Genomic DNA, 12,328 nt, shown 5'->3' with positions numbered 1-12,328 from the left:
CTCAGGCCGGTACGTGGGCTGGCTGGGCGCGCCGATGCGCGGCTTCGCTGGACTGGCTCTCGCCGTGCATCTCGGCCAGGCGGGTGATGAACTCATCGACGAACACCCGCATGTCGGCACTGACCTCCTTGTTGCGGGTGATCAGGCGGTTGTAGCCAAACAGTGCGGGGATCGCGACAAACAGGCCCATGGCGGTGGCCAGCAACGCAGCAGCCATGCCCGGGGCGATCGCATTGATGTTCACGTCGCCGGCCATGGCCGTGCCGAGGAACACCACCATGATCCCCAGCACCGTACCGAGCAGGCCGATGTACGGGCCGCCGGCAATGGCGTTGGACAGGGTCGAGAGCTTGGCGCTGAGCTGCTGGTTTTCCCGGGTGCGCACGCCGTCCATGGAGCAGCGGATGGCTTCGATGGTGGCTGCCGAGACCGAGCTGGTGTCGGCGCCCTGGGCGCGGCGGGTGCGGATTTCCTGGACGGCGACGCGGTACAGGCGCCATAACGACGAGTGGCCGATGCGCTCGGCCAGGATCTGGTCGTCGTAGTACATCTCCAGGCGGGTGCCGATCTGCGCGAACTGCTCGCGGAAGATCTCGTTGGCACTGCTGACGCGGCTGACCATGCGGTTCTTGCGGAACATGATGACCCACGACTGGACCATCATCGCCACCAGCACCAGGATGATCACCCAGGCGTCGATAGGCACGGCCTTGAGCAAAAAGCCCAGGCTGCCGAAACCAAAGCCCGACTGTTCTTCATCCACGCCATAGGCCAGCAGTTTCGACTCAGAACCCTGGGCGCTGGCATCGGCCAACAACGCCCCCGCCGGGCGTGCGACTTTGGACAGGCGCAGCTCATCCATCGCCCCGACAAAGGGCAGCAGGCCGCCGGTGGACTCCGGCAGGTCGGCGCCAATGGCCAGCTGGGAATTGAACGCCGGCATCGCCAGCGCCAGGGTCGCGGTTTCGCGGCCGTTGACATACAGGGTCACAGCGTTGCCAGCGGCCGTAAAGGCCAGGTGTTGCCATTGGCCAGGGTTCAGCGGCTGGGTCGATACCGCACGCTGGCCGTCGATCTCGACAAACGGCATGCCCTGGTTCAGGCCCAGCACCAGGCTGCTGCTTCCTTCACGGCGGGCCAGCACCACTTGCTCACCGGCGGCCTGGTCCAGGCGCAGCCAGGCACTGAAAGTAAAGGCGCCGCTGGCGGTGTGTTGCAACGACGGACTGGCCGGCAACAGCAACGGCTGGCCGCTGAACTGCAAGGCCCGCCCGATCACACCGTCGATGCTCGCACCGGTGGCGTTCAGCGCGGTGTTGCCATAGGCCGTGGTGTCACGGGCCGGCGTGCCGTTGGCGCCCTCGAAATGGTAGAGCGCGGTGTAGCTCGGATCGAACGTCAGTTGGCCGTTGCCGGTCGCCGGGGCCTTGTCGTTGCCGTAGTACATCCACAGGTCCTGACGCTGGCCGCCTTCGATCTTGGGCACATCGACCCAGATCAACGCCATGCCCATCAGCGGGTCGAAGCTCTCGATCTGGTGATTGAACACGGTCTTGTCGTCGGCGCTGACAAAACGCAGGTCGGCGCCGTCTTCCTTGACCCCGTCGAAGGTGAAGTTGCCGGTGTGCAAGCGCACCAGCAAGGCAGTACGGCCCAGCGCCTGATTGATCGCGGCGCCTTGGGGGGTGGTGTCCAGCGAGATCTGTTTACGGTAGTGCCAGTCGTCCTGCCACCAGGCTTGGGCGGTGGCCGGGAGCACGAAGCCCAGGCAGATCAACAGGCTCAGAAATAGGCGTTGCATGTGAAGGGTTCTCCGGAAAAAAGGGTCAGAAAGTCGCCTGCACACTGAAGTGCAGTCGCGAGTCCTGTTTCTGGGTGTTCGGTCCATCGAGCAGCGGGTAGCCCCAATCCAGGCTGCCGGACAACCACTTGCTCAAACTGGCACGGGTGCCGAGGCCGACGCTGGCCAGGCTGTATTCGTCTTCCTGCTCGGGCAGCGGGTCATGCAGGCGCAGGCGCGCGCCTTCGGCAAACGCGTAGAAGCGCCACTCCTGCACATAGCTGCCGAGGAACTTGGCCAGGGATGGCGTACGCAATTCCTGGGAGAGCAAGTAGCCCTCATCCCCGGTGCGCTCAGCGGCCAGGTAGCCACGGATCGACGTGGCGCCACCGGCCGAATACTGCTCGTTGGAGACCAGCGGGCCAGACGCCAGTTGGAACGCGGTCTTGGTCGCCGACTGCCAGTCGCCGGTGAAGGTGTAGGTGTAATTCAGGTCGCCCTTGAGCACGGCAAAGCTGGGGCTGGCCTGGTCGCGTTTGTACTGGAATTCTTCGGCGTCGCTGCCGTAGCCAAAAAACGCACGGGTGCCGACCACCAGGTTCAGGCCCAGGCCCAGTTGCGCCTGCTCGGTGTAGCGGTAGCCGTTGTAGCCGAAGGTCAGTGGCGCGTACTTGAGCGGGATCTGGTCGCGGCTGGCGCCGAACTGCATCTGCTCCTCGAAGTCCTTGAAGTCCACCCCCACCGATAACGAGTTGGCCCAGACACCACTGGCCGGCAGGTTGTAGATCGCCGAGACGCCGTAGGAGTGCCCCTTGCCCAGCACGTTGCTGCCGCCGATGGTGGCGATATTGCTGTCGGACTGATAACCGGAGAACTGCACGGTCCAGCGCTCGTTGAGCGGCGCGCTGTAGGCGCCGGACCAGACCTTGGCGTTTTCGCTGTCCTGGGGCGCAGTAAAGAAGGTCAAGGACACGCTGTGGCCCAGTTGCCAGAGGTTGTCGTAGCCCAGGGTCGCGACACTGCGCAGCTTCTCGGTGTCGGCGCTGTAGTCGTTGTTCAGGCCGAGGCTGGCGTGCCAGGGGTTCTGGTCCTCCACTTGCAGGTCCACATCCATGGTGCCGGGGCGCTGGCCCTCGCGCACCAGCGGCGTGACCTGGCGCCCTGCCCCGCGATTGAGGCCGGCGAGCTGGGTCTGCACCGTGGCAAAATCCGGCACCGCCCCCTCCTTCAGCGCCGAAACTTCTTCGCGGATCTCTACCGGCGAATAGTGCTTGGCCCCCACCACCCGCACTCGGCCGACCTTGGTCTCGCTGACTTGCAGGTAGACGATGCCGTCATCGACCTTCTGCTCGGGCAACTCGACAAACACCGACTGATAACCGCGCGCCTGGTAGATCTTCTGCAAGGCATCGCGGGCGCCTTCGATATCGCTCAAGGTCTTTTGCGGGCCCAGGAACGGGTACACCGCCTCTTCGATCGCCCGAGCGTCGAGCACCGTATTGCCGCGCACAAAGTACTCATTGACGTCCACCCGCCGCACCGCGGCCTCGGACGCGCCACCTGGCTCATCGGCTGACACCGGCAGCGCCAGTGTCAGCCAGCACAGCGCCAGCGTTGATTTGAACAGATGCGTCACACCGCCCCCTGGATTACTCGAATGGCTGGCCTTCACGGTTGTTGGCACCGCGTTCGGCCGACTCAATTGCTGGATGTCGAGGTATTGGCATGCCGTGCCAGCCAGGTATGCAGCAGCGCGAAGTTCAAGGAGAACTCCGGCATGTGCAGCAAGGCGCCACAGAACACTTCACCGATGATTTTCTGGATCAACTGCACCGCCCGTGGGTTGCCCAGGAGCGTGGCGATATCGCGCTGCAGAACGTGGATGCCCCACACCCGCTGGGTCAGGTCGAGGCCGACGAACCAGCGGAACAGCAGGTTGTAGTTGAGTTGCTCGTGCAGTTGCTGTTCGCTGGGCACCGAATAGAGCAGTTGCAGCAGCAGAATCTGCAGCACCGTGCGCGGGGCGATAAGCATGCCAGGCTCGGCATTCAGGGCCTGCAGCAAGTCGTGGTGCTGCTCCAGCACCTCGTCGATCTGCGGGCGCAGCAACACCAGGGAGTGACCGGCAGGTATATAGCTGGACACCTCTTTCAAAGCGCCTTGCCAGTCCTCCTGGGACACGATCCAGACCCAGGGCGCGCCATAGCGATAGACCGACACCGGCTTCTTGCGGGCGGCTTCGACGATCTTCGACAGGCGCTGATCGAGTTCCTGCATGCCTACTTTCGAGTAGCGTTCCATAGTTCCCATCCGCCCCACTCCTGGCCTGTTTCGCGTGCTTGAGCGCGTTACATAGGCAAGACGGAGGGACGGGGGGACTACCGAACTTTTGTCATAAAAGCTTCATTCCGCAGGGCTGATTGTCGGGCGTCGTCAGCAACCCAATGTGGGAGAGGGCTTGTTCGCGATGGGCGTAGGTCGCTACACAGCTCTTTGGTGGTTCTTTGGGGTTGTGTACATATCCGTTGCTGCGGTCATGGCGGCTATTGGTTCCGCTCTTACAGCGGGTCACTTTTGGAAAAGAGCCCGGAGTGCCGGCCCAGCCAAAAGTAACCAAAAGGGCTCTTGCCCCACCACTCGGCACCTCGCCCAGGCTCGGTGTGCCCGTCATCCGACATTGATTTGGGGGGCCGCCGCGATGGGCCATCCATGGCCCAGCGCGGCTAACCCGGCGTCCTGCCGGGTTACCCCCCAAATCAATATCGGATGACGGCCAGCGTGGTTTAACGGGGCGCCTAAGATCAAAATCACAAGCAAAGCGAGGCGGCCTGACAGCCGACCTGATCGTCGAGGCGTACGCGTACCTCTGTGGGAGCTGGCTTGCCTGCGATGACGGTGTATCAGTCGATAAATGTATTGGCTGATGAACCGCCATCGCAGCGATGCGGCGACCCGACAAGCCAGCTCCCACAGGGGAATGCAGCTTCGCGCTCTGGCTTTGCTGTTGCTCTGCTTTTGATCTGGCTTTTGATCTTAGGCGCCCCGTTAAACCACGCTGGCCGCAGGCAGGCATTGCGCAGTGGGCACCCCGGCATGGATGCCGGGGTAGCCGCGACACGGCCAGGGATGGCCGATCGCGGCGGGCCCACGGAGCAATGCCTGACTGCGGGCATGCCGAGCCTAGGCGAGGCACCGAGTGGTGGGGCAAGAGCGCTTTGCTTACTTTGGCGCTCTTCCAAAGTGAGCCGCCGTAAGGGCGGAACCCTAAGTGGCCGTGACCGCAGCAACGGATATGTACACAACCCCCAACAACCACGAAAGAGTTGTGTAGATACCTATGCCACAAACCGCGCGTCTACAGATCCGGAGGCAAATGCTGCACACCCTGCAGCGGCAGCTCATAAGACTTCTTCACCGTACGCACCACCAGCGTCGACGAATAAGTGCGAATCGGAATATCGCGGTAAGTGTCGAGAAACCGATAGATATATTCGGTGTACTCCGTGGCATCGCGAAACTTGGCCACCATCACAAAATCGAACTCCCCGGTCATCAGGTAGCAGTCCTGAATCTCCGGGCGGGTGGCCAGGATGTGTTGCATCTTGCGATCAATGTCGTTGCTGTCCTTGTCGAGCTTGATCAAAAAGAACGCCGTGACCTGGATCCCCAGCTTTTTTTCATCCAGCACTGCGACTTTCGCCTTGATGATCCCCGCGCTCTCCAGGCGCCGGATGCGCCGGTAACAACTGGTCGAGGATAGCCCCACGCTGTCGCTGAGCAGGTCCAGGCTCTGGGTACAATCCTTCTGCAATTTGCCGAGAATTTTCAAATCCATGGCGTCTGTCATTATTTCCACTTCTTCCTTGAGAAAACTGCAATGAATCCGCCGTAACGGGCGGCCAATTTGCACAAATCACTGCACAGTGGCCCGTTACTATCAATTCCAGCTTAGCAGCCCCGAAAGATCCAGCATGGGGCGGCGTGAGAGGGATCTTATGATAGTTGCGAAACCGACATGGACCGCTGATATCCAAGGGCTTTTCACCGCGCCTTACTGGATACCGCCCGCCGAGCGCGGCCAGGTCGCAGGCTCGTGGGTGCGTTGCATGAATGCCTACGACGTGTTCCTGGAAGACCCCGATTCGGTCAAGACCTGGTCCGAAACCATCTACCAGCACCTGGCCTCACGCAACATGCCGCTGACCCTGGATGACCGGCAGTTCTGGCCGATCGACGCCCTGGAAACCTTCCGGTTGTGGGTCAACCAGGGCTGGCGCCTGAACAGTTTTTCGCCGTTCGATATCGCCGAGCGCATCCCACCGCCAGACCTGCCGCACCCGGTCAGGCGCGTGCGCCAGGACATCCGTGCGTTGAGCCAGGAACAACTGGACCTGTACCGCGCGCGGCTCGATGACGTGATGCAGATCGGCAACCCGGACAGTGGCTCGCCGTGGCAGCGCTATGCCTATATCCACAGCAACTGGTGCCTGCATTATCAGGAGGCCTTTGCCCTGTGGCATCGCGCTTACCTGCTGTACCTGGAAGCCTTGATTGACTACCCGATTCCGTACTGGGACTGGATGGCCGAAGACGCCAGTGTCGATGGCAGCCCCCAGGCCGGTTTGCCCCAGGCGTTTCTCGATGAAACCTATGTGCACCCCCGCAGCGGCGAAGTGCGGCCCAACCCATTGCGCTATGCGGCGGCCAAGGATGGGCGCTCGAAGGTGTGTGCCTCGGGCAATGTCGAGGGCGTGGATTGCCGCTTTGTGCAACGCAACCCGCTGTTCTACACCCAGGGCGACTCACAACGCCTCAAACGCACCCAGTTGTATGGCATGAGCCGGATTTTCCAGCAGCAGGTGGTGGATGCCTTGACGTTCAAGACCTTCAGCCAGCCCCAGGGCGTGCCGGGGTATCCCTGGGCCAATATCACCGAGTTCGATCCGCCGCAAAAAGACGAGTTGTATCCCAATCGCACACTGAATTTCGATGGTCTGTACGAACAGCCCCACGACAACTACCACGGCTGGATCGGCGGCGATATGGCCGATAACGCCTACACCGCGTTTGACCCACTGTTCTGCTCTTACCACGCCAATATAGACCGCGTGCTGGAGATCTGGATCCGCGCCAACCCGGCGGCGCAGTACACCACCCAGTGCCTGCTCCAGCCGTTTGCCGGCAACCAGGCCGAGACGGTCACGTTCACCAGTGCCGATGCCTGGCGCTACACCACCCTGGGCGATATGGCCCAGGACAGCCGGCACATCGGCTACGACTACGGCACCCCGGTGGCGCCGCCGTTCGGTGCACGACGCGCCAGCGCAAAAGCGTGCTGCCCGCACAGTGCCGCGCCTGCCCAGGAGCAGGCCCAGGCCAGCGGCCCGTGGGTAGTGTTCGACCATGTGCGCTGCACCCACGACACCTACCTGATCGACGTTTTCCTCAACCAGGCCGACGCCACGCCCCAGCAGGTCAGCGCTGAGAACCCGCACTACGTCGGGCGCTTCAGCCGGATCGGCATGGGCCTGGTGGATGACAAGGGGCGCTGCATCCCCCATGGCGTGTGCCGCGCGCTGAATGCCGCGCGCAGTGTCACGGCATTGCACCTTGGCCCCACGGACGCGCTGCAGTTGAGCCTGCTGGTCACCCATCTCGATAGTGGCCGGGTATTGGCGCCGCAAGAGTATGCGCCGCTGCCTGGCTTTATCGCCCAACTGGTGTGGGACGACCCGCGCCAGACCGTTGCCGACCCTCCCCCGAGTGCCGGTTGCTGCTCCGTTTCTACCCCCCATGGAGATCTGACATGAGCACGCCCTTCAAGCAATTCACCTCCCCCGCCGGGCAAGCGCCAAAGGACTACAACAAGCTGGGCCTGGAAGACCAGTTGCCGCAATTTGAAACCGACTGGAACAACGACGTCACCGGCTGGACCGAAGCGGCGATCATCGGCAACCCATGGTCGGGCCTATACGACGCGCCACGCTCGGGCTATTACAACCCGCTGGTCGAGGGCTATGGCGACACCACCCCGCCGGCGATTACCTGGCAACCCTTTCCCAACCGGCTGTGGACGTTTTTTTATAGCAACGGCACGGCGGTGATTCCGCAACTGGGCGGCAAGGCCATGACCCTGCAACAGGTCATGGAGCTGACCGACAATGGCCAGATCACCATCAACAACACCCTGTACACCCTGTACGACCCGGACAAAAAAGGCACCCTGCTGCAACTGCCGGTGACCCGTTGCCCGAGTATCGACTGGTACGGCAAGTACAAGGACTTCTCACCCTCGGGCCCACGGGGCTGGCTGGACGAGTATTGCGAGTGGTCGATTGTCCGCGATGCCAATGGCGACATGCGCAAAATCACCTTCACCAGCGAAAACCCGGCGTACTTCCTGGCCATGTGGCGCATCGACCCGAATGCCGTGCTGGGACTGTATCGCGACTACATCGACCCGAACGTCCAACTCGAAGACCTCTACCTGCGCTACGCCACCAACTGCCCGACCGGCAATGCCGGGGATCCGGTGATTGACCCGACCACGGGCCTGCCCGCCTACGACACTGTCAACAAATGGAACGCCGGCACCGCCTGTACGCCCGGCCAGTTCGGCGGCGCGATGCACCTGACGTCCGGCCCCAACACCCTCAGCGCCGAGGTGTACCTGGCGGCGGCGGCCACGATCATGCGGCCCCTGAAAAGCAGCCAGAACCCTCAGTCGCTGATCTGCTGCGCGCAATATGGGCAGAACTATCGCAACTCCGACCCGCATATCGGTTTTGCGGCCAATGAGGCGGCCATCAGCAACCGTATCTCCCTGACCAATCCCATCGCCCTGTACCTGCAGCAACCGACCAACTTCAGCGCGTGGAAAGGCCCGCAGGGGCAGGATGTGAGTCAGTACTGGCGCATTACCCGCGGCACCGCCAAATCGGCGATCAATGGCTCCGACCAGATCCTCCAGGCGGTGTTCGAGGTGCCGCAAAGCGCGGGGTTCTCGATCAATGACATCACCATCAACGGCCAGGCCGTGGACTATGTGTGGGTGATTGCCCAGCAACTGCTGGTGGGCCTGAGTGTGACCGTCATGCCGAGCACCACGGCGGCGCCGTCTCCTTGCGTACAAGACCGGGTCAATGGCCTGCAACCCTGGCCGGTGCAGTTATTGCCGCTGGACCTGTTCTACGGCCAGTCGCCTACCGACCTGCCGGCCTGGCTGGCCCCTGGCAGCAGCGGGCAGTTTGTCCTGGTGGTGCAAGGCGCCGATCTGCAGACCACCGCCGCCACGGCGAGGATCCAGTTCAGCAATCCCGGGGTGACGGCACAGGTCACGAAGTTCATGCCCGACGCCTCGGCCATTCCCGGCCAGACCAACGCGGGCGGCACCCAGGGTTACATCATGACCATCAGCGTCGCGGCGAACGCGGCGCCGGGGCTGGTGACGGTACGCGCGCTCAACCCGGGCGAGGCGGATAACGTCAGCGCGGCGGACCACCCGTGGGAATCCGGGCTGGCGCTGGTGCCATCCACCTAAGCCCCCCCTGTGGCGAGGGTGCAAGCCCCTCGCCACAACAAGCCCCCCTCATTTCTGCAAGGAGCGCGATGATGTCCAGGTTTCGCTTGAGTCGTCTGCTGCTGGTCAGCACCCTGCTGTCACTGTTTATCCTGCCCTTGGCCCACGCGTCCGATGCCGATAACTGCGTCCAGCAGCAACTGGTGTTCAACCCCAAGAGCGGCGGGTTTATGCCGGTCAACAACTTCAACACCACCGGCCAGAGCTTTATGAATTGCTTTGGCTGGCAATTGTTCATCGCCCTGAACTGGCCGGTGGACCCCGGCTGGCCGGCCAATGCCAGCCTGGCGGGCGAGCCGGACAGAACCATCACCGTCGCGCAATTCGGCGTGCCCACCACCGCCGGACAGCCCATGAGCGTGGCGCCGGTATGGGCCAGCTACAAAGACGCCAATGAGATTTTCCTGCCCGGCGCACCCAAGCCCAGCGGTTGGGGGGTGCAAACCCTGGTGCCGCCCAATTGCAGCAGCCAGGACAGCCTCCAGGCCCTGTCGGTAGGGGCGCGTAAATTCATGAATGCCACCTCGGAAAGCGCGACCAACGCCAGGCATCGCTTCCACTTGTCCAGCGGCACCCTGGCGTCGATTCCCGACCCGATCATGGAAGCCGCCGGTGGCTGGCTCACGGACCAGACCGGCAACCTGGTGTATTTCGAACGCAAGGTGGGCAAGGCCGAGTTCGACTACATCGTCGACAACGGTCTGTACGATGCCGCCAATCAACTGATCGTCGCGCAAAACAGCGATGGCAAACACCCGGCCGGCCTGTCGCTGCCCGCCGGTGAGCTGATGCGCTCGATGCCCACCACCCCGCTGCCCCAGGAGCAACTGGGCGCCCTGGAACTCAAGGCCGCCTGGCGCATCCTCACCGGCCAGCCCCAACTCTACGGGCGCTACCTGACCACTGTGGCCTGGCTCAAGAACCCCGCCACCCTGCAATGCACCCAACAGGTGGTGGGCCTGGTGGGCCTGCATATCATCAACAAGACCCAGAGCTCACCGAACTTTATCTGGACCACCTTCGAGCACGTGGACAACGTACCGGAACCGGGCCAGGTGCCCGCGCAACAACTGCCCCCGGACGGCTACACCTTCAACAACCCCAACTGCACCGGCGGCCCCGATGTGTGTACGCCGAACGTGGCGCGCATCCAGTGCAAACAGCACCACCCGGATCGCGAATGCACCGAACCCTATCCACGGGACCAACCGGTGCAGACCACCCGCGAACACCCACTGTCGTCGGACATGCAGGCGCTCAACGGCGCAGTGCAGGCCAGCTTCGCCCAACAGACCAACGGCCAGTCGGTGTTCCAGTACTACAAGCTGATCAATGTACTGTGGATCACCGCCCCGACGCCGCCCGACCCCGAGCCGGGCCCGAAGGCGAAGGTTCCCCTGTCCTACGGTGCTTTTATCAGCGACAGCAACGTACCCGTGGCCAATACCACCCTGGAGACCTACGTCCAGGGCATGAACTGCAATGACTGCCATCAGCAAGCGACCATTGCCGGCAGCGCCACCCTGGCCTCGGACTTCTCGTTCCTGTTCAACAACGCCGATTCGGCCAGGCAAACGAGCCTGATCAAACGCGTACATGCCTTCGAAACCCTCAAGGACGGCCAACCATGAAACGCTCCCTCGCCACCCTGCTGCTCGCCCTGTCAATGGCCCTCGCCCCCCAGGCCTTTGCCCATTCGGCCCATGAACTGCACGCCCAGAACAACGGCGCCGATGCCGATGCACCGGGCAACCACGGCATGTTCATGGTCGGCTCGCAGACCCTGTTCCTGGTGCACATGCCGATGTTCACCACGGAAAAGCACATGTACCAGATCGTCCTGCAGGCCAGCCTGCCGGCTGACGTAATGGCCAAGTACCAGGCCCTGCGCGCAGCCAACCCGAGCAAGCCGTATAACCTGATCAACGTCGATAACGACACCTTCACCCTGCCCCAACTCAAGGCCGGCGAAGTGACCGCGTTCAAGGCGACGATCTATGACGGCTACTCCAATGATGGCGGCGGCACCCCGGGGCCGGTGCTGTTTGACAACGTGCCGGTGACGGTCGAGGCGGTGGTGATCTACCGGCCGTTCAACCTGGGGATCGAGCGGCCCAAGCAGATGGTGTACACCCTGTTTGGCCGGGGTAATGAGGCGCACCTGACGCACTACATCGCCCAGGATCCGGACTTCCAGGAAATCATCACCCTGTCTGGGCCACCGGCGCCGTTTTCGGCGGCGCAATTGGTGTCTACGGTGGATTTGAATTTCACCACGGTGCAGTCGTTGCCGATTGTGTGTCAGTCGCCGCTCAAACCTGGGGTCTATCCGACCTTGCTGGAGGGGCGTGCGGATGCGCCAGTGGCGCTGGACCTGGGGCCGGCGGCGCAGCGTGTGTGGTATTCGACGGGGAATTTGTTGAACAGGACCGATCCTTGCCAGCCTTGAGTGGGTATAAGGCAGCTTCCACATTTGATGTGTGATGTGGCAGGGGTTTTTCTGCTTCGCCCGCGTCGCGGTGGGAGCGGGCTTGCCCGCGATGGCGGTGGGTCAGCGGCATCGCGGCATAGGTATCTACACAGCTCTTTTCTGGGGTTGTGTACATATCCGTTGCTGCGGTCACGGCCACTTAGGGTTCCGCCCTTACGGCGGCTCACTTTGGAAGAGCGCCAAAGTAAGCAAAGCGCTCTTGCCCCACCACTCGGTGCCTCGCCTAGGCTCGGCATGCCCGCAGTCAGGCATTGCTCCGTGGGCCCGCCGCGATCGGCCATCCATGGCCGTGTCGCGGCTACCCCGGCATCCATGCCGGGGTGCCCACTGCGCAATACCTGCCTGCGGCCAGCGTGGTTTAACGGGGCGCCTGAGATCAAGATCAAAAGCCAGATCAAAAGCAGAGCAACAGCAACAGCAAAGCCGGGGCGCGAAGCTGCATTCCCCCCTGTGGGAGCTGGCTTGCCTGCGATGGCGG

The 12,328-nt window shown here is 62.7% G+C and carries 8 protein-coding genes; 4 read left to right on the top strand and 4 right to left on the bottom strand.

Annotation, left to right across the window (positions count from 1 at the left end):
- Position 1 precedes the first annotated feature (1 nt).
- The 4 genes from K1X80_RS11830 to K1X80_RS11815 all read right to left on the bottom strand — a co-directional run bounded on the left by K1X80_RS11830 (position 2) and on the right by K1X80_RS11815 (position 5,615).
- Positions 2–1,801: a DUF2341 domain-containing protein gene (locus K1X80_RS11830; protein WP_220172909.1), complete on the bottom strand. Its 1,800-nt coding sequence runs from the start codon at positions 1,799–1,801 to the stop codon at positions 2–4.
- A gap of 25 nt (positions 1,802–1,826) precedes the next feature.
- Entirely contained in the window at positions 1,827–3,416 is a 1,590-nt protein-coding gene (locus tag K1X80_RS11825; RefSeq protein WP_057438710.1) for a ShlB/FhaC/HecB family hemolysin secretion/activation protein, read from the bottom strand.
- Between the two features lie 62 nt (positions 3,417–3,478).
- Complete coding sequence (locus K1X80_RS11820) at positions 3,479–4,081, bottom strand: transposase (RefSeq protein WP_057438711.1); 603 nt, start codon at positions 4,079–4,081, stop codon at positions 3,479–3,481.
- A gap of 1,054 nt (positions 4,082–5,135) precedes the next feature.
- Complete coding sequence (locus tag K1X80_RS11815; protein ID WP_057959148.1) at positions 5,136–5,615, bottom strand: Lrp/AsnC family transcriptional regulator; 480 nt, start codon at positions 5,613–5,615, stop codon at positions 5,136–5,138.
- A 160-nt stretch (positions 5,616–5,775) separates the two neighbouring features.
- On the opposite strand from K1X80_RS11815, the gene K1X80_RS11810 reads away from it, so the two are divergent.
- The 4 genes from K1X80_RS11810 to K1X80_RS11795 all read left to right on the top strand — a co-directional run bounded on the left by K1X80_RS11810 (position 5,776) and on the right by K1X80_RS11795 (position 11,808).
- Positions 5,776–7,590 carry a tyrosinase family protein gene (locus K1X80_RS11810; RefSeq protein ID WP_220172908.1) on the top strand — a complete coding sequence of 605 codons (1,815 nt, stop codon included), beginning with the start codon at positions 5,776–5,778 and terminating at the stop codon, positions 7,588–7,590.
- Positions 7,587–9,320, top strand: a complete 1,734-nt coding sequence (locus K1X80_RS11805) for a hypothetical protein (RefSeq protein ID WP_220172907.1) — start codon at positions 7,587–7,589, stop codon at positions 9,318–9,320. Before K1X80_RS11810 ends, K1X80_RS11805 begins: the two co-directional genes overlap by 4 nt.
- A gap of 71 nt (positions 9,321–9,391) precedes the next feature.
- The gene (locus K1X80_RS11800; protein ID WP_220172906.1) at positions 9,392–10,990 is read left to right on the top strand and encodes a hypothetical protein; all 1,599 of its coding nucleotides are present in this window, start codon (positions 9,392–9,394) and stop codon (positions 10,988–10,990) included.
- Entirely contained in the window at positions 10,987–11,808 is an 822-nt protein-coding gene (locus K1X80_RS11795) for a hypothetical protein (RefSeq protein WP_220172905.1), read from the top strand. Before K1X80_RS11800 ends, K1X80_RS11795 begins: the two co-directional genes overlap by 4 nt.
- The last annotated feature ends 520 nt before the right edge of the window (positions 11,809–12,328 follow it).

It is taken from the genome of Pseudomonas sp. So3.2b (assembly GCF_019464415.1).
Lineage (GTDB): Bacteria > Pseudomonadota > Gammaproteobacteria > Pseudomonadales > Pseudomonadaceae > Aquipseudomonas > Aquipseudomonas shahriarae.
This window is presented reverse-complemented; position numbering and strand designations above follow the sequence as displayed.